Origin of the sequence: Micromonospora sp. RHAY321, assembly GCF_023896955.1 — a bacterium.
GTDB lineage: Bacteria > Actinomycetota > Actinomycetes > Mycobacteriales > Micromonosporaceae > Micromonospora.
This window is the reverse complement of sequence record NZ_JAMHIW010000008.1, coordinates 164320-186767: the sequence shown is the minus strand read 5'-3', so window position 1 is coordinate 186767 and position 22448 is coordinate 164320. Positions and strand designations below refer to the sequence as shown.

At 72.4% G+C, this 22448-nt stretch carries 17 protein-coding genes and 1 tRNA gene; 17 read left to right on the top strand and 1 reads right to left on the bottom strand.

The features are described 5' to 3' along the window. Positions 1-109 precede the first annotated feature (109 nt). From M8C17_RS19240 to M8C17_RS19165, 16 genes are all read left to right on the top strand, one after another. On the top strand, positions 110-1621 hold the full coding sequence (locus M8C17_RS19240) for a sugar ABC transporter ATP-binding protein (protein ID WP_252417979.1): 1512 nt from the start codon (positions 110-112) through the stop codon (positions 1619-1621). Next, positions 1618-2745, top strand: coding sequence for an ABC transporter permease (locus M8C17_RS19235; RefSeq protein WP_252417884.1), 1128 nt, complete (start codon positions 1618-1620; stop codon positions 2743-2745). The genes M8C17_RS19240 and M8C17_RS19235 overlap by 4 nt, the downstream gene beginning before the upstream one ends. Before the next feature lie 95 nt (positions 2746-2840). Then, positions 2841-3893, top strand: a complete 1053-nt coding sequence (locus M8C17_RS19230; protein ID WP_252417883.1) for a substrate-binding domain-containing protein — start codon at positions 2841-2843, stop codon at positions 3891-3893. A 53-nt stretch (positions 3894-3946) separates the two neighbouring features. Further along, positions 3947-5140: a Gfo/Idh/MocA family protein gene (locus tag M8C17_RS19225; RefSeq protein WP_374558677.1), complete on the top strand. Its 1194-nt coding sequence runs from the start codon at positions 3947-3949 to the stop codon at positions 5138-5140. A gap of 622 nt (positions 5141-5762) precedes the next feature. Further along, positions 5763-6929: an inositol-3-phosphate synthase gene (locus M8C17_RS19220; RefSeq protein WP_252417881.1), complete on the top strand. Its 1167-nt coding sequence runs from the start codon at positions 5763-5765 to the stop codon at positions 6927-6929. Beyond that, positions 6913-7848: an SCO3242 family prenyltransferase gene (locus M8C17_RS19215; protein ID WP_252417880.1), complete on the top strand. Its 936-nt coding sequence runs from the start codon at positions 6913-6915 to the stop codon at positions 7846-7848. The genes M8C17_RS19220 and M8C17_RS19215 overlap by 17 nt, the downstream gene beginning before the upstream one ends. After that, a complete protein-coding gene (locus M8C17_RS19210; RefSeq protein WP_252417879.1) occupies positions 7845-8861 on the top strand; it encodes a sugar phosphate isomerase/epimerase in 1017 nt (338 codons plus the stop codon). The genes M8C17_RS19215 and M8C17_RS19210 overlap by 4 nt, the downstream gene beginning before the upstream one ends. Before the next feature lie 59 nt (positions 8862-8920). After that, complete coding sequence (locus M8C17_RS19205) at positions 8921-9559, top strand: EboA domain-containing protein (protein WP_252417878.1); 639 nt, start codon at positions 8921-8923, stop codon at positions 9557-9559. Continuing rightward, on the top strand, positions 9559-10413 hold the full coding sequence (locus M8C17_RS19200) for a TatD family hydrolase (protein ID WP_252417877.1): 855 nt from the start codon (positions 9559-9561) through the stop codon (positions 10411-10413). Before M8C17_RS19205 ends, M8C17_RS19200 begins: the two co-directional genes overlap by 1 nt. Next, positions 10413-11612, top strand: a complete 1200-nt coding sequence (eboE, locus tag M8C17_RS19195) for a metabolite traffic protein EboE (protein WP_252417876.1) — start codon at positions 10413-10415, stop codon at positions 11610-11612. The genes M8C17_RS19200 and eboE overlap by 1 nt, the downstream gene beginning before the upstream one ends. Then, on the top strand, positions 11609-13030 hold the full coding sequence (locus tag M8C17_RS19190; RefSeq protein ID WP_252417875.1) for an alkaline phosphatase family protein: 1422 nt from the start codon (positions 11609-11611) through the stop codon (positions 13028-13030). The genes eboE and M8C17_RS19190 overlap by 4 nt, the downstream gene beginning before the upstream one ends. Continuing rightward, the gene (locus M8C17_RS19185; protein WP_252417874.1) at positions 13027-14094 is read left to right on the top strand and encodes a polyprenyl synthetase family protein; all 1068 of its coding nucleotides are present in this window, start codon (positions 13027-13029) and stop codon (positions 14092-14094) included. Before M8C17_RS19190 ends, M8C17_RS19185 begins: the two co-directional genes overlap by 4 nt. Before the next feature lie 364 nt (positions 14095-14458). Then, the gene (locus M8C17_RS19180) at positions 14459-17332 is read left to right on the top strand and encodes a PQQ-dependent sugar dehydrogenase (protein WP_252417873.1); all 2874 of its coding nucleotides are present in this window, start codon (positions 14459-14461) and stop codon (positions 17330-17332) included. Positions 17333-17408: 76 nt separating this feature from the next. Next, the gene (locus M8C17_RS19175; RefSeq protein WP_252417872.1) at positions 17409-19523 is read left to right on the top strand and encodes a ThuA domain-containing protein; all 2115 of its coding nucleotides are present in this window, start codon (positions 17409-17411) and stop codon (positions 19521-19523) included. 192 nt (positions 19524-19715) lie between these two features. After that, positions 19716-20207, top strand: coding sequence for a sensor histidine kinase (locus M8C17_RS19170; protein WP_252417871.1), 492 nt, complete (start codon positions 19716-19718; stop codon positions 20205-20207). A gap of 252 nt (positions 20208-20459) precedes the next feature. Further along, on the top strand, positions 20460-21467 hold the full coding sequence (locus M8C17_RS19165; RefSeq protein WP_252417870.1) for a sugar phosphate isomerase/epimerase: 1008 nt from the start codon (positions 20460-20462) through the stop codon (positions 21465-21467). Positions 21468-21532: 65 nt separating this feature from the next. Here M8C17_RS19165 and M8C17_RS19160 read toward each other — a convergent pair whose 3' ends face one another. Next, positions 21533-21949, bottom strand: coding sequence for a hypothetical protein (locus tag M8C17_RS19160; protein ID WP_252417869.1), 417 nt, complete (start codon positions 21947-21949; stop codon positions 21533-21535). Between the two features lie 294 nt (positions 21950-22243). Between M8C17_RS19160 and M8C17_RS19155 the strand changes: the two genes are divergently transcribed. Next, positions 22244-22316, top strand: a tRNA-Asn gene (locus tag M8C17_RS19155). The last annotated feature ends 132 nt before the right edge of the window (positions 22317-22448 follow it).

The window sequence follows — 22448 nt, the reverse complement described above, 5'->3', positions numbered from 1 at the left end:
CGAGGAGGAGACTGTGGCCCAGCCCGAGGAGATCGCCGCCACCGGTCCGGCGGACGCCGGCACGCAGGCGCCGTTGGTCGAGGCTCCCGCCGACACCGTCGCTGGCGAGGTGGTCCTGCGCCTCACCGATCTGGTCAAGACCTTCCCCGGGGTACGCGCCCTCGACGGCGTTCAGCTGGAGGTGCGCGCCGGCGAGGTGCACTGTCTGCTCGGGCAGAACGGCGCGGGCAAGTCCACCCTGATCAAGGTGCTGGCCGGCGTCCACCAGCCGGATTCCGGGCAGGTCGAGTGGCGGGGCGAGCCGATCACGTTCGCCAACCCGCAGGCCGCCATGCGCGCCGGCATCGCCACCATCTACCAGGAACTGGACCTGGTCGACGACCTGTCGGTGGGGGAGAACGCCTTCCTCGGTCACGAGCCGCGCCGGATGGGCTTCGTCCGGCGTGGGCACATGGCCCGGCGGACCCGGCAGATCCTCGGCCGGCTCGGCCACGGCGAGATCCCACCGGGCCGGATGGTTCGGGCGCTGCCGGCGGCGGGCAAGCAGATCGTCAGCATGGCCCGCGCCCTGTCGCACGAGGCACGACTGATCATCATGGACGAGCCGAGCGCCGTGCTGGCACACGACGAGGTGGGCAACCTGTTCCGGATCATCCGGGAGCTGACCGCCCAGGGCATCGCCGTCATCTACATCTCCCACCGGCTGGAGGAGATCCGCGAGATCGGCGACCGGGTCACCGTCCTCAAGGACGGCCGGACGACGGCGGCGAACCTGCCGGCCCGGGATACTCCCACCCGCGACCTGGTCAGCCGGATGACCGGCCGGAGCATCGAGTACGTCTTCCCGGAGCGCCCGGCGGCCGGCCCGGCCGGCGCGGAGCTGCTCCAGGTCGACGGGCTGACCCGGTCGGGCGAGTTCGCCGACGTGTCACTCGACGTCCGGGCCGGCGAGATCGTCGGCATCGCCGGGCTGGTCGGCTCCGGCCGCTCCGAGCTGCTGGAGACCATCTACGGCGCGCGGCCGGCCGAGGCCGGCACGGTCCGGATGGCCGGTAAGGCGCTGCGGGCCGGCAGCGTGGGCGCGGCGGTCCGGGCCGGGATGGGCATGGCGCCCGAGGAGCGCAAGAGCCAGGCGCTGCTGCTCGGCGAACCGATCTACCGCAACGTCACGCTGGCGACCTTCGGCCGGTACGCCCGGTTCGGCTTCACCAACGCCGGCGCCGAGGAGGCCGAGGCGGACCGGATCGCCGAGAGCCTGGAGCTGCGGCCCCGCGACGTCCGCCGGCCGGTACGCACCCTCTCCGGCGGTAACCAGCAGAAGGTGGTGGTCGGGCGCTGGCTGCTCGGCGACACCAAGCTGCTGTTGCTGGACGAGCCGACCCGGGGCGTGGACATCGGCGCCCGGGCCGAGCTGTACCAGGTCATCCGCGGGCTGGCCGCCCGCGGTGTCGGGGTGCTGCTGGTCTCCAGCGAGGTGCCTGAGGTGCTCGGCCTGGCCGACCGGGTGCTGGTGATGCGGGAGGGGCGGGTCATCCGCGAGGCCCCCGCCGGCGAACTCGACGAGAACACCGTGCTCGACCTCGTGATGGCGGGGTCCCTGATGGAAGGCGCACCGGCATGAGCGACGCGACTCCCACTCCCACCGCGACACCGGAGCGCCCGCAGTTGCCGGCGCAGTCCCCGCCGGTGGACCCGGCCGAGACGGCGGTGGCCGGCGACAAGGCGGCCTCCACCGGAAAGCTGTCCTGGTGGCGGGGTGACGGCGGCGAGGGCGCCAAGCGCAACCTCGGTCTGATCGGGGTGCTCGCCGCACTCATCGCGGTGGGTGCGATCACCAAGCCCGATCTCTACGGCGACCCCACCTGGGTCTGGAACAACGTCCTGGCCATCCTGCAGCTCGCCTCCGTCGTCGGCGTGGTCACCGTGGGCATGACCTTCGTGATCATCGGCGGCGGGATCGACCTGTCGGTCGGAGCGATCGTCGCGCTGGCGGGCGTCTGGTGCACCACGGTGGCCACCCAGAGCTACGGCGCCGGCGGCATGATCTTCGCGGCGATCGCGGTCGGCATCTGCGTCGGCCTGGTCAACGGTGTGCTCATCTCGTACGGGCGACTGGTGCCGTTCATCGCGACGCTGGCGATGCTGGTGGCCGCGCGTGGCCTGGCGGCGCAGATCTCCAACAAGCAGACCCAGGTGTCGACCAGCACGGTCATCAACGACATCGCGGCGCGCAAGGTGCTGGGGATTCCGATCCTCGTCTACATCCTCGGCGCGGTGGTCCTGGCCGGGTGGGTCCTGCTCAACCGGACGACCTTCGGTCGGCGCACCATCGCCGTCGGCGGTAACCCGGAGGCCGCGCGGCTGGCCGGCATCAACGTCCGCCGGCACACCATGCTGCTGTACGCGCTCTCCGGTCTCTGCTGCGGTATCGCCGCCATCATGCTGACCTCCCAGGCCACCTCGGCGCAGGCGGCGATGGCCAACCTCTACGAGCTGGACGCGATCGCCGCGGCGATCATCGGCGGCACTCTGCTCAGCGGCGGCCGGGGCACGATCGTCGGCTCACTGCTCGGCGTGATCATCTTCGCCACGATCACCAACCTCTTCGCCATCAACGGCCTCTCCATCGAGGCGCAGAACATGGTCAAGGGCGGCATTATCGTCGCCGCCGTCCTGGTCCAGCAGTTCCAGTTCAAGTCCTTCACTCGGCTCCTCGCGCGGAACAGGCTCACCACCACACCCTGATGCACCGCACGTTGTTCCTGGCGACGTCGAGACATTCGACAGTGGCCGGACCTCGCACACCCTCACCAACTGAAACCCGCTCCCAGGAGGTCGTCATGACCCAGCACAGTCGCGACGTGTCGCGCCGTCGGTTGCTGTTCGGCGGTGCCGCCGTCGGTGCCGCCACCCTGCTCACCGCCTGCACCAGCAACGAGACCCCGGCGGCCAGCACCCAGACCAAGGCCGCCGGAGACGGCGCCGGCAACAACGCTCCCGGCAAGAAGGTGGTCATCGGCTTCTCCGCTCCCGCCGCCGACCACGGCTGGATGGGCGCGATCCACGCCAACGCCAAGGCCCAGGCGGCCGCCTACTCCGACGTGGAGTTCAAGGAGGTCGACGGTGGGTCGAACTCCGAGGCCCAGCGCTCGACTCTCGGCACCCTGATCGCCCAGAAGCCGGACATCATCGTCGTGCTGCCGCACGACGGCAAGGAGGTCAACGCCGTTGCCCTCCAGGCGATGCAGGCGGGCATCCCGATCGTGAACCTCGACCGGGCCTTCCCCGACGCGTTGGCCTCGCGGCTGGTCATCAAGGGCGACAACTACGGCATGGGCGTCTCGGCCGGGCACTTCATCGGTAAGCAGCTCAAGGACAAGGGCGTCAGCAACCCGGTGATCGGTGAGATCGCCGGTCTGGAGATCCCGCTGACCGTCGAGCGCAGCGCCGGCTTCGCGGCGGCCCTGGCGACGTACGGGTTCAAGGTGAGCAACCGCCGCTCGGCCGAGTTCACCTCCGACAGCGGCCAGCGCGAGGCGGCCCAGCTGCTCCAGGCGCTGCCCAAGATCGACGCCATCTGGAACCACGACGACGACCAGGGCATCGGCGTGCTCGCCGCCATCAACCAGGCTGGCCGCAAGGAGTTCTTCATGGTCGGCGGCGCGGGCGCGAAGGTCGCGATCGACGCCATCAAGGCCGACAACACGGTGCTCAAGGCGACGGTCACCTACAACCCGTCGATGGCCTCGTCGGCGATCTCACTCGCCCGGCTCATCGCGCAGGGCCGGGGCCTGGGCGACCTCACGGAGCTGCAGGTGCCCAAGGAAGTGACCCTCGCCTCCGAGACGATCACCAAGGAGAACGCGAGCAGCTACGAGAAGCTCGGGTTCTGACACACGGGGGGAGACCCACCTTGTCCACGACAGACAAAGAACTGCGGGTCGGCATGGTCGGCTACGCGTTCATGGGCGCCGCGCACTCACAGGCGTGGCGCACCGTGAACCGCGTGTACGACCTGCCGGCGCGGGCCCGGATGGCACTGATCTGCGGCCGGGACACCGGGAAGGTGGCCGACGCCGCCGACCGGCTCGGTTGGGACGCGTACACGACGGACTGGCGTGACGTCATCAACCGGGACGACATCGACGTGGTCGACGTCTGCACCCCGGGCGACAGCCATGCCGAGATCGCTCTAGCCGCGTTGGCCGCCGGCAAGCACGTGCTGTGCGAGAAGCCGTTGGCCAACACGGTGGCCGAGGCACGGGCGATGACCGCCGCGGCGGAGACAGCCCGGGCCGCCGGAGCGCGGTCGATGTGCGGTTTCAACTACCGGCGGGTCCCTGCGGTCACGATGATGCGCCAGATGATCGCCGACGGGCGACTCGGGGTGATCCGGCACGTCCGGGCGACGTACCTGCAGGACTGGATCGTGGACCCGCAGTTCCCGCTGGTCTGGCGGTTGCAGAAGGACAGGGCGGGCTCCGGCGCGCTCGGCGACATCGGCGCGCACATCATCGACCTGACCCAGTTCGTCACCGGCCAGCGGATCACCGGCGTCAGCGCGGTGACCGAGACCTTCGTCAAGGAACGGCCGTTGCCGGCCGGGTCGAGCGGGTTGGCGGCCACCCTGGACGGCGCTGGTTCGGTCGACGGGAACGGGTCGCCCACCGGGACGGTCACCGTCGACGACGCCGCGGTCTTCGTGGCCCGGCTCGACGGTGGCGCCCTGGCCACGTACGAGGCGAGCCGGTTCGCCACCGGCCGTAAGAACGCCCTGCGAGTCGAGATCAACGGCTCGCTGGGCAGTGTGGTCTTCGACCTGGAACGCCTCAACGAGCTGGAGTTCTACGACGCCACCCGGCCCAGCGTGGAACAGGGTTTCAGCCGCATCCTGGTGACCGAGGGTGAGCACCCGTACATGTCGGCGTGGTGGCCACCCGGCCACATCATCGGCTACGAGCACTCCTTCACCCACCAGATGCGTGACTTCATCGAGGCGATCGCCACCGGGGTCGACCCGGCTCCGTCGTTCGCCGACGCGTTGCAGGTCCAGCTGGTGCTGGACGCGGTGACCCGTTCGGCGGAGGTCGGCTCCTCCTGGACCGAGGTGGCACCGGCGCTGGCCGCTGTGGCCGTCTGACAACTTGTCCATCCGCGATGGCGGTGTTCGCGCCGCCATCGCCCGACCGGCTTTCCGGAGCCGACCGGCGAGGGACCGGCCGCGGTTGCGCCCCGCGGCCGGGACGAGGTCGGCACCGGAGGGCGTGCAGCCGGGCCCTGAGGCCCGGTGGCGCACGAGCAGGACGGTCGTCCGGTGCGACCGGACCGGGATTCCCCGGCCGCACCGGAGGACCGCCACCACCCCCGGCGACCCGGAGGACCACATGGCACCGCCCGCCGCTGTCCCCACCCGTACCGCTACCGCCCGCCGACGTTCGGCGTGCCGCACACCGGTCGGCGATCCGGTGGGCACGGCGGCCTGAGACGTCCGGCCGGGGCACGCCAACGCCCCGGTCGGCCGGATGCGGGGGAGGCAGGGTCGAGACGCCGACCGACCCTGCCTACCAGCCCCGTCTGCCCGCACCCGTACCGGGAGCCGGTCCGGCGTCGTCGCCGCCGACGCCGACGTCGGAACCCGGTGCCGTCCCGGTGCGGGGCGGGCGGACGGGGCCCATCCAGCAAGGCCGTATCTTTTCGAGAAATATTCTGATATTCCTATATTTAGTTTCACCGACGGTTCCTCCTGGACGGGAAGGAGCACCATGCGAACGGGTGTCTGGCTGGTAGGAGCGCGCGGTTCCGTCGCGACCACCAGCATCGTCGGAGGGCTCGCCCTGCGGGCCGGTCTGGCCGGGCCGACCGGCTGCGTCACCGAGCTGCCGGAGCTGCGCGGCCCCGCCCTGCCGTCCTTCACCGACCTGGTCTTCGGCGGGCACGACCTGGCCACCACTCCGCTGTGCAAGCGGGCCGAGGCGTTGGCCGACACCGGGGTCATCCCCTGGCGGCTGGTCGCGGCGCTCCCCGACGAGCTGGCCGCCGTCGAGCAGGAACTGCGCCCGGCGCCGGTCGGCGCCACCCAGGCCGACCGGGCCGCCGCCGTGGTCCGTGACCTCACCGCCTTCCGCGAGCGGCACAAGCTCGACCGGGTGGTGGTGGTCAACGTCTCCGCCACCGAACCGGCCCCCGCGCCGCACCCCGGGCACGCCGACCCCGACGCCCTGCGCGCCGCCCTCACCGGCCCGGACGAGGTGCTGCCACCCAGCTCCCTGTACGGGTACGCGGCGCTGCTGGCCGGCTGCCCGTACGTCGACTTCACCCCGTCCACCGGGCTGCGGCTGCCGGCGCTGACCGCGCTGGCCGAACAGGTCCGGCTGCCGTACGCCGGGCACGACGGCAAGACGGGGGAGACCCTGGTCAAGTCGGTGCTCGCGCCGATGTTCGCGATGCGGAACCTGGCCGTGCGGTCCTGGTCCGGGGTCAACCTGCTCGGCGGCGGTGACGGCGCGACCCTCGCCGATCCGGCCGCCAACGCGGCCAAGGTGCAGAGCAAGCAGCGGGTGCTCGGCGAGACGCTGGGCTACGTGCCGCAGGGCGGCACCCGGATCGAGTACGTCGAGGAGCTGGGCGACTTCAAGACCGCCTGGGATCTGATCACCTTCGCCGGTTTCCTCGGCACCGGGATGCGGATGGAGTTCACCTGGCACGGCTGCGACTCCGCGCTGGCCGCGCCGCTGGTGCTCGACCTGGCCCGGCTCACCGCCGCCGCGCACGACGCCGGTCACGTCGGGCCGCTGACCGAGCTGGGCTTCTTCTTCAAGGATCCGCTGGGCACGCCGACCCACTCGCTGGCCGACCAGTGGGCCCGGCTGGCCGACTTCACGCGTGGGCTGCACGCCGGCCGGGACGGTTCCCATGACAACGTTGGCTGACCTTGCCGAGCTGGTCCGGGCGCCGGCCGCGCTCTCGGTGCCCGGTGACGTGGTCGCCGGCGCGGCGGCGGCCGGCGCGCTGAGCCGACGTACGCCGGCCCTGGCCGGCGCCTCGGTGCTGCTGTACTGGGCCGGCATGGCCGCCAACGACTGGGCCGACCGGCGGCTGGACGCGGTCGAGCGGCCCGAACGGCCGATCCCCAGCGGTCGGGTCGCCCCGGCCGCCGCGGTCGGGCTCGCCGCCGGCCTCACCGCCGCCGGCGTGGGCCTGGCCGCCGCCGTGGGCGGCCGCCGCGCCGCCGCGCTCGCCGTGCCACTGGCGGCCACCATCTGGGGGTACGACCTGCTGGCCAAGAACACCGCCGCCGGGCCGGCCGTGATGGCCGCCTGCCGAGGGCTGGACGTGCTGCTCGGCGCGTCCGGCGGCCGGCTGACCCGGGCGCTGCCGGCGGCGGCGACCGTCGCCGCGCACACCTGGACGGTCACCGCGCTGTCCCGCCGGGAGGTCACCGGCGCCGACGCGGCCCTGCCGCTGCGCACGCTGGCCGGCACCGCCCTGGTCGCTGCCAGCGCCGCCGTGGCCGCGCCCGGCGCCGCCGCCCGGAGCACCGGGCCGATCCCGACCGACGGCCGATCCGGCGCGGGTGACCGCCCCGCCCGGCCGGGAGTCGGGCTGGCCGCCGCGCTGCCCGCGGTGCTGGCCGCCTGGTACGCCGCCCGCTACGGAGCCGCCCAGGCCCAGGTGGTCCGGGACCCGTCGGCCGGCCGGGTACGCGCCGCGGTCGGCGCCGGGATCACGGGACTGCCCGCCCTGCAGGGGGCGCTCACCGCGCGCGGCGGCGCCGGCCTGCTCGGGTTGGCCGTCGCGGCGGCGGCGCCGCTGGGTCGGCGACTGGCCCGGAAGGTCTCCCCGACATGACCGCTCCACAGCCCCGCTCCGCGCCACCGGCCGACGCCTCGACGCTGCGCTTCGGGTACGGGACCAACGGCTTCGCCAACCACCGGCTCGACGACGCGCTGGCCGTCATCGCCGACCTCGGGTACGCCGGGGTGGCGCTGACCCTGGACCACGACCACCTCGACCCGTTCGCGCCCGGGCTCACCCGCCGGATCGCCGCCGTCAGCCGCCGGCTGGACGAGCTGGGCCTGGCCGTGGTGATCGAGACGGGTGCCCGCTACCTGCTCGACCCGTGGCACAAGCACGCCCCGACGCTGCTGCACGACGACCCGACGCGGCGGATCGAGTTCCTGCGCCGGGCCGTCCGGATCGGCGCCGACCTCGGCGCGGAGGCGGTCTCCTTCTGGGCCGGCGTCCGCCCGGGCACGGTGCCGGCGCAGAGCGCGTGGGACCGGCTGGTGGCCGGCTGCTCCGCCGTGGTGGACGCCGCCGACACCGCCGGTGTCACCCTCGGCTTCGAACCGGAGCCGGGAATGCTGGTCGAGGACATCGCCGACTGGCGCCGGCTGCGCGCCGCGCTCGGCGACCCCGCCTCCTTCGGCATCACCCTCGACATCGGACACTGCCGCTGCCTGGAGCCGTGGCCGGTGCCGCAGTGTGTCGCCGAGGTGGCCGACCACCTGGTCAACGTGCAGATCGACGACATGCGCCGGGGCGTGCACGAGCACCTGGAGTTCGGCACCGGAGAGATCGACTTCCCGCCGGTGCTGGCGGCCCTCGCGCAGGCCGGCTACCGCGGGCTGGTCGCCGTCGAGCTGCCCCGGGACTCGCACGCCGCGCCGGCCGTGGCCGCCCGGTCGATCGAGTTCCTGCGCGCCGCGGCCGCGACGGCGGCGGCGCGGACCACCACCGCGAGCACGGCGGCGGCTGGCCAGCCCACCGAGGACGAGGTGCCCCCACGCGCCCTTTGCTCTGCTTCAACGGACGCAACAGCGGCCGTCCGATACCCGGACAGTGGCCGTCGCGTGGATTGAAGCAGAGCAAAGGGCGCGCCTGGGGGTGCCTGCGGAGCAGCACAAGGGGAGGAGACGGGATGACACCGGATTCACTACGGGCCGCACTGCGGGGCGTACCCGATCCTGACTGGCTGGACACGGCGCTGCGGCGGGTCGCGACCGAGCCCACCGCGATCACCCGGCTCTTCCCGGCCGCCGGCCGGCGCTGCGGCCGGGCGGCACTGCCCGACGCCCCCGACTGGACCGCCGACGACGCGGCCCGCGTGCTCCTGCTCACCGCACTGCCCGCCGAGCACGTCGCGTACGCCGACGCCCTCTACCGGCACGGCGACGCCGCCGAGCGGCGGGCCGTGCTGCGCGCCCTGCCGCTGCTGCCGATCGGCGCCGCCGGAGTCCCGCTGCTGCACGACGCGATCCGGACCAACGACACCCGGCTGGTCGCCGCCGCGCTCGGCCCGTACGCCCGGCACCTCGACCCGGCGGCCTGGCGGCAGGCGGTGCTCAAGTGCGTGTTCTCCGGCGTGCCGCTGGTCGCGGTGGCCGACCTGGACACCCGCGCCGACGGTGAGTTGGCCGCGATGCTGGCCGCGCTGGCCGCCGAGCGGCACGCCGCCGGCCGGGAGCTGCCCGCCGACGCCACCGACCTGCTCCACCGGCTCACCGCGCACAGCGGCGGGACCGGCACCGTCGACCGGACCACCCCCACGGAGGCGTGATGCGCATCTTCGACCCGCACATCCACATGACCTCACGCACCACCGACGACTATGAACGGATGGCCGCCGCCGGCGTCCGGGCGGTGGTGGAGCCGGCGTTCTGGCTGGGTCAACCGCGCACCAGCGCCGCCTCGTTCGCCGACTACTTCGACTCGCTGATCGGCTGGGAGCCGTTCCGGGCCGGGCAGTTCGGGGTGCGGCACCACGCCACCGTGGCGCTGAACCCCAAGGAGGCCAACGACCCGCGCTGCCGCCCGGTGCTCGACCTGCTGCCGCGCTACCTCGACAAGGACGCGGTCGTGGCGGTCGGCGAGATCGGGTACGACTCGATGACCCCGGAGGAGGACGAGGCGTTCGCCGCGCAGCTCGCCCTGGCCGTCGCGCACGACCTGCCGGCGCTGGTGCACACCCCGCACCGGGACAAGGCGCGGGGCGTCGAGCGCACCCTCGCCGTGGTCAACGAGTCCGGCATCGACCCGGGCCGGGTCGTGGTCGACCACCTCAACGAGGTGACCGTCAAGCTGGTCCGCGACAGCGACTGCTGGCTGGGCTTCTCCATCTACCCGGACACCAAGATGACGCCGCCGCGGATGGTGGAGCTGCTGCGGGAGTACGGGACCGAGCGGATGCTGGTCAACTCCGCGGCCGACTGGGGGCGCTCGGACCCGCTGCTGACCCGGGCCACCGGCGAGGCGATGCTGCTGGCCGGGTTCACCGACGACGACGTCGACCGGGTGCTGTGGCGCAACCCGGTGGAGTTCTACGGGCAGTCCGGTCGCCTCGACCTGACCGACGTGGAGGTCACCGCCGTGGACCCGCAGACCGGCAACTCGATCCTGCGCGGCGGCAGCTGATGCGGCTGCGGCACGCCGGCGGCGACACCGTCCACCTCGGCTACTGCACCAACGTGCACCCCGCCGAGGACCTCGCCGGCATCCTCGCCCAACTGGACACCTACGCCGTACCGGTCCGCGAGGCGCTCGGCAGTGACCTGCTCGGCCTCGGGCTGTGGCTGGCCGCCCCGGTCGCCGCCGAGCTGGCCGCCGACCCGGCACTGCGCCGCCGGCTGCGCGCCGAACTGGACGCGCGCGGGCTGGAGGTGGTGACCCTCAACGGCTTCCCGTACGCGGCCTTCCAGGCGCCGGTGGTGAAGCACGACGTCTACCGGCCCGACTGGACCACCGGGCAGCGGTTGACGTACACCCTGGATCTGGCCCGGGTGCTCGCCGATCTGCTGCCCGACGACGCCGCCCGCGGCTCGATCTCCACCCTGCCGCTGGCGTGGCGGGAGCCCTGGGGCGCCGACCAGGCCGACGCCGCCCGACGGCGGCTGGACCAGCTCGCCGCCGGTCTGGCCGGCGTGCAGCGGGACACCGGCCGCGAGGTGCGGGTCGCCTTCGAGCCGGAGCCCGGTTGCGTGGTGGAGAGCACCGGCCAGGCCGCCGCGCTGCTGTCCGGGATGGACACCGAGCGGCTGGGCGTCTGCCTCGACCTGGCCCACCTGGCCTGCGCCTGGGAGGAGCCGGCCGAGGCACTGGAACGACTGCGGGCGGCCGGGCTGCCCGTGGTGAAGGTGCAGGTCTCCGCCGCCGTCGAGGCCGCCGACCCGGAGGGCGGGGCCGACGCGTTGCGCCGCTGGGTGGAGCCACGCTTCCTGCACCAGACCCGGGGCGCCGGTTGCGCCGGCCTGGCCGACCCGGCCGACCCGGCGTACGCGGCCGACGACCTGGACGAGGCGCTGGACCGGGCGTTACCCGGGCCGTGGCGGGTGCACTACCACGTGCCCCTGCACGCCCCACCCGAGGAACCGCTCGGCTCGACCCTGCCGGTGCTCCGCGCGGCCCTGAGAGCGCTCTTCGACGGCCCGACCGCCGGCTGCGACCACCTCGACGTCGAGACGTACACCTGGGGGGTGCTGCCGGCCGCACGACGGCCCGGCACCGACGCGGAGCTGGCCGCCGGCATCGCCGCGGAGCTGGCCTTCGCCCGGGACGAACTGGTCGGCCTCGGCCTGACCGCAGAGCGAACCGTAAGCATGGGGGTGTCACGATGAGTCGGCGACTGGTGGTGCTCGACGTTGTCGGGCTGACCCCGCGACTGCTGGCGCACATGCCCCGGCTGCGGGGGGTCGCCGACGGCGGCTTCCGGGCCGAGCTGGGCACGGTGCTGCCCGCGGTGACCTGCTCGGTGCAGTCCACCTTCCTCACCGGCGAGGCGCCCAGCGGGCACGGGATCGTCGGCAACGGCTGGTATTTCCGGGAGCTGGGCGAGGTGCTGCTGTGGCGGCAGCACAACGCGCTGGTCGGCGGGGAGAAGCTCTGGCAGGCCGCCCGCCGGGCCGAGCCCGGCTACACCGTCGCCAACGTCTGCTGGTGGTACGCGATGGGCGCCGACGTCGACTGGACGGTCACCCCGCGCCCGGTGTACTACGCCGACGGGCGCAAGGAGCCGGACTGCTACACCGACCCGCCGGAGCTGCACGACGCCCTCACCGGGCGGCTGGGCACCTTCCCGCTGTTCACCTACTGGGGGCCGACGGCCGGGCTGCCCTCGTCACGGTGGATCTGCCAGGCGGCCGAGCAGATCCTGGCCGACGTGTCACCCGACCTGACCCTGGTCTACGTCCCGCACCTGGACTACGACCTGCAACGGTTCGGCCCGTCCTCGGCGCAGGCCGCGGCCGCGGCCGCCGAGTTGGACGCGGTGCTCGGGCCGCTGCTGGACGCCGCCCGGGCGCGCGACGCCACCGTGGTGGTGCTCTCGGAGTACGGCATCACCGACGTGTCCCGGCCGGTGGACGTCAACCGGTTGCTGCGCGCCGAGGGGCTGCTGCGGGTGCACACCCAGGCCGGCATGGAGTACCTCGACCCGTGGACGTCGCGGGCGTTCGCGGTCGCCGACCACCAGGTCGCGCACGTCTACGTCAAGGACCCGGCCGACGTGCCGGCGGTGGCGAAGCTCTGCGCCGGGCTGCCCGGGGTGGCCGAGGTGCTCGACGCCGAGGGCAAGGCCGCGCACGGGCTCGATCACCCGCGCGCGGGTGAGCTGGTGCTGGTGGCCGAGCCGGACGCCTGGTTCACCTACTACTACTGGCTGGACGACGCCCGCGCGCCGGACTTCGCCCGGCTGGTGGAGATCCATCGCAAGCCGGGTTACGACCCGGCCGAGCTGTTCTTCGACCCGGCCGCGCCGGGTGCGGCCAAGCGCCGCGCCGGGGTGGCGCTGGCACGCAAGAAACTGGGCATGCGCTACCTGATGAGCGCGGTCGGCCTGGACGCCGGGGCGCGGGCGGTGCGCGGCTCGCACGGTCGGCTGCCGGACGACCCGGCGGACGCCCCGGTGCTGCTCTGCTCCGACCCGGCCGCAGCCCGCGACCGGATCGCGGCCACCGAGGTCAAGGGGCTGCTGCTGGAGCTGGCCGGCTTGACCGTCGACGGTGCGGAGCCGGGCGGGCCGGGGGAGGGGTCATGACGGTCACCGTCGCGCCCACCGACACCAGCGGGTTGCGGGCGCGTTTCGACGCGGAGCTGGCCGGCTTCCTCGACCGGCAGGGCCCGGACTGGCCGGACGGCGCGCCGCGTGGCGTGTTCACCGCGCTGTACCGGTTCGTGCTGGCCGGTGGGAAGCGGCTGCGACCGCTCTTCTGCTACTGGGGTTGGCGTGGTGCCGGGGCGGCCGACGGCACCCCGATCGTGGTGGCCGCGGCGGCGCTGGAGCTGTTCCACGCGTTCGCGCTGATCCACGACGACATCCTGGACGGCAGCGACCGCCGCCGGGGTGAGCCGTCGGTGCACCGGCTCTTCGCCGATCTGCACGCCCGCTCGTCGTGGCGGGGCGACCCCGAGACGTACGGACGCAACACCGCGCTGCTCTGCGGGGATCTCTGCGCGGCCTGGTCGGACCAGATGTTCCACGAGTGCGGCCTGAGCACCGAGCAGGTGCACCGGGGGTACGGGGTGTTCGCGTTGATGCGCACCGAGGTCATCGCGGGGGAGTACCTGGACCTGGTGTCCGGGGTGGGTGACGGCTCGGTGGCCAGCGCGCTCACCGTGATACGGATGAAGGCGGCCCGGTACACGGTGACCCGGCCGTTGCAGATCGGCGCGGCCCTGGCCGGTGCGGGACCGGAGCTGATCGCCGCGCTGGGGGAGTTCGGTGACCCGCTGGGCGACGCGTTCCAGCTCCGCGACGACGTGCTGGGCGTCTTCGGGGACCCGGCGGTCACCGGCAAGTCGGTCCTGGACGACCTGCGTGAGGGCAAGCCGACGGTGATGATGGCGCTGGCCCGTAGCGCCGCCGACCGACCGCAGACCGCCCGGCTGCGGGAGTTGTTCGGCAATCCCGCGCTGGACGCGGACGGCGCGGCCGAGCTGCGCGGCATCATCGAGGCGACCGGTGCACGGGAGCGGATCGAGCAGATGATCCGGGTCCGGACCGAGGCCGCGCTGGCCGCGCTGGAGCGCGCGACCGTGGACGCGGAGGCCCGCGCCGCACTGGTCGCGCTGGCCGCGCAGGCGATCGACCGCCACGCCTGATCCGCCGGCGATCGCCGGAACACGGTCCCCGGGCATCGTCTGCGGTGTCCGGGGAACGGCGCTGTCTCGCGACTTTCAGTCGAATCGACGAAAGTTCACGGCGATCCGCCGGAAGGTATGGACACATCGACACTCGCAATTTAGTGTCGTGGCCAACACGACATTGTTTCGTCGAGGTGAACCGGCGGCGCGGTAACCCATCGACTGGTGACCTCCGAGCATGTGACCCCCCACCGCCTCGGTGGTCACGGCCGGCCGGGACGGCATCCCGGCAGGCCGACCGCATCCCCCACCACCGCTACGGCATCTGGCGCGACGGCGCGCGCCCGGCCTGGCAGTCAATCGTCAGGAAGGGACAGCACACATGTCCATGAAGGACGCTCCCCCACACCGGTCCCGACGGTGGTTCTCCGCGGGATCGGCACTGCTGCTGGTGGCCGCGGCCGGCACGGTCGCACTCGGCGCCGGCCCGGCCGCACTCGGCGGCCCGACCCCCGCCCAGGCGCACCCGATCAACGCCACCGACTTCCAGCAGGTCGAGCTCGCCCGAGGCGTGGCCGACATGGGCGAACCGATGTCGCTGGCCGTGCTGCCCGACCGCTCGGTCCTGCACACCGCCCGCAACGGCACGCTGCGCCGCACCGACGCCAACGGCAACACCGCCGTGATCGGCACCCTGCCGGTCTACACGCACGACGAGGAGGGTCTGCAGGGCGTCGGGGTCGACCCGAACTTCGCCAGCAACCGGCAGATCTTCCTCTACTACGCCCCGCCGCTGTCCACCCCCGGCGGCGACGCGCCCGCCACCGGCACCGACTTCTCGGCCTGGCAGGGCGTCAACCGGCTCTCCCGGTTCACCCTCAACGCCGACTTCACGGTCAACCAGGCCAGCAAGGTCGACGTGCTCGACGTGCCGGCCGATCGCGGCCTGTGCTGCCACGTCGGCGGTGACATCGACTTCGACGCCGCCGGCAACCTCTACCTGTCCACCGGCGACGACACCAACCCCTTCGAGTCCGCCGGCTACGCCCCCCTGGACGAGCGGACCAACCGCAACCCCGCGTACGACGCGCAGCGCAGCGCCGGCAACACCAACGACCTGCGCGGCAAGATCCTGCGGATCAAGGTGAACGCCAACGGCACGTACTCCATCCCGGCGGGCAACCTGTTCGCGCCCGGCACGGCCAGGACCCGGCCGGAGATCTACGCGATGGGGTTCCGCAACCCGTTCCGGATCAGCGTGGACAAGGCCACCGGCGTCGTCTACGTCGGTGACTACGGGCCGGACGCCGGCTCCACCAGCGCCACCCGCGGTCCGTCCGGCCAGGTGGAGTTCAACCGGGTCGCCGCGCCGGGCAACTACGGCTGGCCGTACTGCACCGGCACCAACACCACCACCGAGACGTACAACGAGTGGGACTTCGCCGCCAACACCGGCGGGGCGAAGTACAACTGCACCGGCGGGCCGACCAACAACTCCTTCCGCAACACGGGCCTGCCCACCCTGCCGGCGGCCAAGCCGGCCTGGATCCGGTACGCCGGCGACGCCGGCACCCCGACGGAGTTCGGCGGCGGCTCCGAGTCGCCGATGGGCGGCCCGGTCTACCGGTACAACGCCTCGTCGACCTCGACGACGAAGTTCCCGCAGTCGTTCGACGGCCAGTTCTTCGCCACCGAGTTCGGCCGCGGCTGGATCAAGCCGATCCACGTCAACGCCGACGGCTCCCGGGGCGTCATCGACACCTTCCCCTGGGTCGGCAAGCAGGTGATGGACTCGGCCTTTGGGCCGGACGGCGCCTACTACGTGCTCGACTACGGCACCGGCTACTTCAACGGTGACGCCAACTCGGCGCTGTACCGCTTCGACTACGTCGCCGGCGGCAACCGGGCCCCCAACGCCACGGCCAGCGCGAACAGGACCTCCGGCGCCGCGCCGCTGGCGGTGACGTTCTCCTCGGCCGGCTCGTCCGACCCCGAGGGTGGCGCGCTGACGTACTCGTGGAACTTCGGTGACGGGACCACCTCCACGGCGGCCAACCCGACGAAGACGTACACCACCAACGGCACCTACACCGCGACGCTGACCGTGCGGGACCCGCAGGGCGCCACCGGCACCGCCAGCGTGGTGATCAACGTCGGCAACACCGCGCCGACGGTGACGATCAACAGCCCCGGCAACGGGCAGCTGTTCAGCTTCGGCGACACGGTGCCCTTCAGCATCACGGTCACCGACCCGGAGGACGGCACGATCGACTGCACGAAGGTCAAGATGACCTACGTGCTCGGCCACGACCAGCACGGCCACCAGATCACCTCGAAGACCGGCTGCTCCGGCTCGATCACCATCCCCGTCGACGGTGAGCACGACGACGCGGCGAACATCTTCGCCATCTTCGACGCCGAGTACACCGACGCCGGTGGGCTGACCACGCACACCCAGCACACGCTGCCGCCGCGGCACCGGCAGGCCGAGTTCTTCGGCACCTCGTCGGGGATCAACGTGTTCAGCAAGACCCCGGCCGAGGGCGGCAAGACCGTCGGCGACATCAACAACGGCGACTGGATCGCGTTCCAGCCGTACCGGCTGGGCAACGTCACCTCGTTCACCGCCCGCGTCTCCTCGGCGGGTGCCGGTGGCACGCTCCAGGTGCGGGCCGGCTCGGCCACCGGCACGGTGCTCGGCTCGGCCACGGTCCCGGTCACCGGCGGCTGGGAAACCTTCACCACCGTGACGGGGACGATCACCAACCCGCCCACCGGCACCACCACGCTCTACCTGACGTTCGCCGGGTCGGGCACCGGTGCCCTCTACGACCTGGACGCGTTCACCTTCGTCACCGGTGCACCCCCGACCGGTGGGGCCGGTCCGATCAAGGGCCTGGGTGGCAAGTGCCTGGACGTGCGCAACGCCGCCACGGCCGACGGCACGCAGATCCAGATCTACACCTGCAACGGCAGCGCGGCGCAGACCTGGACGGTCACGCCGGGCTCGACCATCAGGGCGTTGGGCAAGTGCCTCGACGTCTCCGGTGGCGGTTCGGCCGACGGCACCAAGATCCAGCTCTGGACCTGCAACGGCACCGGGGCGCAGAACTGGGCCGCGCAGGCCGACGGCACGGTGCGCAACGCGGCGTCGAGCAAGTGCCTCGACGTCTCGGGAAACAACTCGGCGGACAGCACCGTCGTGCACCTCTGGACCTGCACCGCCGCCGCGAACCAGAAGTGGATCCTGCCCTGAGTTGAGCGGAAGGGCCCCTTGTGTGACGCCTAGTGTTGGACAAGGGACCCCTCCTAACCGTTCTTAGGAGAGCGATATGCGCAGACTCCTGCGTCCCGTCCTCGGCGCGGCCACCGCCGCCCTCGCCGTTCTCGCCTGCACCACCCCGGCCACCCCGGCCAGCGCCGCCGACGCCCCCTACGACGTGCTGGTCTTCTCCAAGACCGCCGGCTTCCGCCACGACGCCATCCCGGTCGGCATCCAGACCATCCGCGACCTGGGCGCGGCGAACAGCTTCACCGTCACCGCCACCGAGGACGCCGCGGCGTTCACCACCGCCAACCTCAACCAGTACGAGGCGGTGGTCTTCCTCAACACCACCGGCGACGTGCTCAACGCCAGCCAGCAGACGGCCTTCGAGTCGTACATCGGCTCGGGTCGCGGGTACGTGGGCGTGCACGCCGCCGCCGACACCGAGTACGACTGGCCGTTCTACGGCAACCTCGTCGGCGCGTGGTTCGCCTCGCACCCGGCCATCCAGCAGGCCAACACCAAGGTGGAGGACCGGGGGCACGCGGCCACCGCGCACCTGCCGCAGACCTGGACCCGCACCGACGAGTGGTACAACTACCGGACCAACGCCCGGTCGACCGCCCACGTGCTGACCACCCTGGACGAGTCGTCGTACTCCGGTGGCGGGATGGGCGCCGACCATCCGCTGAGCTGGTGCAAGGGCTACGGCGGTGGCCGGTCCTTCTACACCGGCGCGGGGCACACCCAGGCGTCGTACGCCGAGCCCGCGTTCCGGGCCCACCTGCTGGGCGGCATCCGCTACGCGGCCGGTCGGAGCAAGGCCGACTGCCGGCCCGAGACGGGCTACTCCCCGATCTACAACGGCTCGACCGCCGGCTGGTCGCAGGCCGGCCCGGGCAGCTTCACCAACTCCGACGCCACCCTCACCTCGACCGGCGGCATGGGGTTGTTCTGGTACAACGCCAAGCAGTTCACCAACTACTCGCTGAAGCTGGACTGGAAGTTGGCCGGTGACGACAACTCCGGCATCTTCATCGGTTTCCCGCCGTCCAGTGACCCGTGGTCGGCGGTGGACAACGGCTACGAGATCCAGATCGACGCCACCGACGCGGCGGACCGCACCACCGGGGCGGTCTACACGTTCAAGTCCGCCGACATCGCCGCCCGCGACGCGGCGCTGAACGCTGCGGGAGAGTGGAACACCTACGAGCTGCTGGTCGAGGGCGAGCGGCTGCAGATCTTCCTCAACGGCGTGAAGATCAACGATTTCACCAACACCAACCCGGTCCGTTCGCTGGCCGGCCACATCGGTATCCAGAACCACGGCACCGGTGACGACGCCTCGTTCCGCAACATCCGGATCAAGGAGCTGGGCACCACGCCGCCGCCCGTCAACACCACCATCCAGGCCGAGGCGTTCAGCTCGGCCAACGGGGTCACCCCGTTCACCAAGGCGGGCGCCAACGGCGGCCAGACCATCGGCTACATCGACCCGGGCGACTGGGCCGCGTACAACGGTGTGAACCTGACCGGGGTCACCTCGTTCACGTCCCGGGTCGTCTCCGGCGGCGCGGGCGGCACCATCCAGGTGCGCACCGGTTCGGCCACCGGCCCGGTCCTCGGCTCGGTCACGGTGCCGAACACCGGCAGCTGGACGACCTTCGCCAACGTCACCACCTCCCTGTCCAACGTCCCGTCCAGCACGCAGAACCTCTACCTCACCTTCACCGGTAGCGGCACGGGGCTCTTCGACGTGGACGACTTCACCCTGGTCAAGGGCGGCGGTGGCGGCACCCCGGGGGTCGGCGCGGTCAAGGGTCTGGGCGGCAAGTGCCTGGACGTGCGCAACAGCGGCACCGCCGACGGCACCCAGATCCAGATCTACACCTGCAACGGCAGTACGGCGCAGACCTGGACCGTGACGCCGAACTCGACGATCAAGGCGCTCGGCAAGTGCCTCGACGTGTCCGGCAGCGGCACCGCCGACGGCACCAAGATCCAGCTCTGGACCTGCAACGGCACGGGCGCGCAGAACTGGGCGGCCCAGGCCGACGGCAGCCTGCGCAACGCGTCGTCGAACAAGTGCCTCGACGTCTCCGGCAACAACTCCGCCGACGGCACGATCGTGCACCTCTGGACCTGCAACGGCGCGGCCAACCAGAAGTGGACCCTGCCCTGACCCCTCGCTGATCCGACCCGCTGATCCGGCCCGCCGGGCGTGCCCCGCCCGGCGGGCCGCTGCGCGGGGGTCGCCCGGCCTGCGACCCTGACCGGCGAGCCCTGACGGGGGTGCCGTCGGACGCCGCGCCACGCCGGGCGTGACCACGAGTCCACGGCCGGGTTCACAGCCGGCTGCCGTACCTTGACCGGCATGGGGAGTTTCGGGCGGTGGCGCCGGATGGCCCGGGTGCAGGGGCACCGGCTGCGCGAGGCGCTGGGCCGGGCCGAGGAACTCGACACGTCCGGCGGGCCGCCGCCCAGCCTGAACCGCCTCGACGCGCTGGTGGACGGTTTCGCCGCGGGCCAGCCGGTGCGCTGGAGCCTGTCGGGACCGCCCCGGCCGCTTCCCGGCGCGGTCGACGTGGCGGCGTACCGGATCATCGAGGAGGCGCTGACCAACGCGCGACGGCACGCCCCGGGCGCGCCGGTCGCGGTCCGCCTGCGCTACGACCCCGAGGGCATCACCATCGAGGTACGCGACGAGGGGCCGGCGGGCGGCGGCACCCCGGGACCTGGTGGCGGCCTGCCCGGCGTACGCCGGCGCGCCGAGCGGATCGGCGGCACCTTCTCCGCCGGCCCGCGCCCCGGGGGTGGCTTCACCGTCCGGGCCGTCCTGCCCGCGCCCGAAGAGGTGGCCGACTGACGGTCGGGCGCGTGCTCCCGCGCCAACCGCCCGAACTACCCGGGGCCGTGGGCTTTCGCGACGGGGGCGGCGGAAATAGGGTGGGGACGGCGACCGTGACGGTGGCCGGTGACCCGGTGGGAGGCGCAACCCGCCGGGCTCAGGTGCGTACCGCATCCACCGGTGCTCCGTTCCGCCGCCGCGTACCGGCCCGACCGGTCACCTCGCCCCGGTCCGCACAAGGAATCCCCATCACAACAGGGGAGAAGGACAATGGCGCGACCCATCACGCTCTTCACCGGCCAGTGGGCCGACCTGCCTTTCGAGGAGGTCTGTCGGCTCGCCTCCGAGTGGGGCTACGACGGTCTGGAGATCGCCTGCTGGGGCGACCACTTCGAGGTCGACAAGGCGCTCGCCGACGACTCGTACGTCGACCGCAAGCGGGAGACCCTCGCCAAGCACAACCTCGAGGTCTTCACGATCTCCAACCACCTCGTCGGTCAGGCGGTCTGCGACCACCCGATCGACGAGCGGCACCAGGACATCCTGCCCGGCCGGATCTGGGGTGACGGGGAGCCCGAGGGCGTCCGGCAGCGGGCCGCCGAGGAGATCAAGGACACCGCGCGGGCGGCGGCGAAGCTCGGGGTGAAGACGGTCGTCGGCTTCACCGGCTCGTCGATCTGGCACACCCTCGCGATGTTCCCGCCGGTGCCGCCGTCCATGATCGAGCGCGGCTACCAGGACTTCGCCGACCGGTGGAACCCGATCCTCGACGTGTTCGACGAGGTGGGGGTGCGGTTCGCGCACGAGGTGCACCCCAGCGAGATCGCGTACGACTACTGGACGACGAAGCGGACGCTGGAGGCGATCGGCAACCGGCCCGCGTTCGGGTTGAACTGGGACCCGTCGCACTTCGTCTGGCAGGAGCTGGACCCGGTGAACTTCATCTTCGACTTCGCCGACCGGATCTACCACGTCGACTGCAAGGACGCCAAGGTGCGCACCGGGGACGGCCGGCGCGGCCGGCTCGCCTCCCACCTGCCCTGGGCTGACCTGCGCCGCGGCTGGGACTTCGTCTCGACCGGGCACGGCGACGTGCCCTGGGAGGACTGCTTCCGGGCGTTGAACGCGATCGGCTACACCGGCCCGATCTCCATCGAGTGGGAGGACGCCGGCATGGACCGGCTGGTCGGTGCACCGGAGGCGTTGCAGTTCGTCCGCCGGCTCGCCTTCGACGCTCCGAGCGCCGCCTTCGACGCGGCGTTCAGCAGCAAGGACTGACCCGTCCCGGGACGGACCACGGGCCGGTCGCCCTGCGGCGACCGGCCCGTTGACGTGCGGGTTGGTCAGAGCGTGCTGGCGTTGGTGCCCGAGCCGGACGACTTGGGGCGGGGGGTGGCCGACGGCGACCCGGAGGTCGTGCCGACCGAGCTGCCGCCCGACGAGCCGGAGCCCGCCTTGGCGCCCATGGTGGCGGGCGTGCCGGCGAACGCGTCGTCGGCGGCGGTCAGCTCCTGCGTGCCGGTGCTGCCGTTGCCCGTGCCCAGCTTCTCGCCCAGCTTCGTCTGGCCGAGCTTGTCCTTGCCCTCGCTGTAGAGCCGGTTGGCCTGGGCCTGCGCGACCCCGGCCGCCTCCTGGACGGTCGGGTGGTCGAGCACCTTGCGGCCCCGAACCACCAGCTCTTCGTACTTCTCCCGGCCGGCACGAGCACCCAGGACGAATCCCGCAGCCAGCCCGCCAAGGAACATGATCTTTCCGCGCATGGCGGCTCCTTCCGTACCTGACGCGCCGTCGCCCCGGCGGATTGCCCCGTCGGCAGCGACCAACTCGCGCCTGCGTCCTCTGTCCGCAGCTAACTACCCATCCTGCTCTCCGCTCATGCCTGCTTGTGCCGGGATGACGATTTACCCGAATTGTCGATTACTCGCGACGCTGACCTGGACACCTCGATCACGGGTGGCCGGGGGTGCAACCCACTGGACCAACACCGGGGGATGTCCTGTACTCTTGTCCCGTCGCACGGCGTCGGGGAGATCCCGGAGCCGGGCGGTGCACGGTCCCCTGTAGCTCAATTGGCAGAGCAGCCGGCTGTTAACCGGCAGGTTATTGGTTCGAGTCCAATCGGGGGAGCTTCTCCACCCAACGCCCGTCGGCACCACGCCGACGGGCGTTTTCGTGTGCGTCCTCCCTGCCGCCGCCCAGCGCGTCGCGCCCCTCTCGTCCCGGTTTCGCCCTCCGGCGACGGCGTCGCCCGGCAGGATG

Bases quoted from the DNA above. Each gene is read 5' to 3' on its own strand.
- M8C17_RS19205 (WP_252417878.1), top strand. From the start codon at position 8,921: ATGACACCGGATTCACTACGGGCCGCACTGCGGGGCGTACCCGATCCT.
- M8C17_RS19175 (WP_252417872.1), top strand. From the start codon at position 17,409: ATGCGCAGACTCCTGCGTCCCGTCCTCGGCGCGGCCACCGCCGCCCTC.
- M8C17_RS19200 (WP_252417877.1), top strand. From the start codon at position 9,559: ATGCGCATCTTCGACCCGCACATCCACATGACCTCACGCACCACCGAC.
- M8C17_RS19170 (WP_252417871.1), top strand. From the start codon at position 19,716: ATGGGGAGTTTCGGGCGGTGGCGCCGGATGGCCCGGGTGCAGGGGCAC.
- M8C17_RS19225 (WP_374558677.1), top strand. From the start codon at position 3,947: ATGGTCGGCTACGCGTTCATGGGCGCCGCGCACTCACAGGCGTGGCGC.
- M8C17_RS19230 (WP_252417883.1), top strand. From the start codon at position 2,841: ATGACCCAGCACAGTCGCGACGTGTCGCGCCGTCGGTTGCTGTTCGGC.
- M8C17_RS19165 (WP_252417870.1), top strand. From the start codon at position 20,460: ATGGCGCGACCCATCACGCTCTTCACCGGCCAGTGGGCCGACCTGCCT.
- M8C17_RS19185 (WP_252417874.1), top strand. From the start codon at position 13,027: ATGACGGTCACCGTCGCGCCCACCGACACCAGCGGGTTGCGGGCGCGT.
- M8C17_RS19190 (WP_252417875.1), top strand. From the start codon at position 11,609: ATGAGTCGGCGACTGGTGGTGCTCGACGTTGTCGGGCTGACCCCGCGA.
- eboE (WP_252417876.1), top strand. From the start codon at position 10,413: ATGCGGCTGCGGCACGCCGGCGGCGACACCGTCCACCTCGGCTACTGC.
- M8C17_RS19180 (WP_252417873.1), top strand. From the start codon at position 14,459: ATGTCCATGAAGGACGCTCCCCCACACCGGTCCCGACGGTGGTTCTCC.
- M8C17_RS19220 (WP_252417881.1), top strand. From the start codon at position 5,763: ATGCGAACGGGTGTCTGGCTGGTAGGAGCGCGCGGTTCCGTCGCGACC.
- M8C17_RS19215 (WP_252417880.1), top strand. From the start codon at position 6,913: ATGACAACGTTGGCTGACCTTGCCGAGCTGGTCCGGGCGCCGGCCGCG.
- M8C17_RS19160 (WP_252417869.1), bottom strand. From the start codon at position 21,949: ATGCGCGGAAAGATCATGTTCCTTGGCGGGCTGGCTGCGGGATTCGTC.
- M8C17_RS19235 (WP_252417884.1), top strand. From the start codon at position 1,618: ATGAGCGACGCGACTCCCACTCCCACCGCGACACCGGAGCGCCCGCAG.
- M8C17_RS19210 (WP_252417879.1), top strand. From the start codon at position 7,845: ATGACCGCTCCACAGCCCCGCTCCGCGCCACCGGCCGACGCCTCGACG.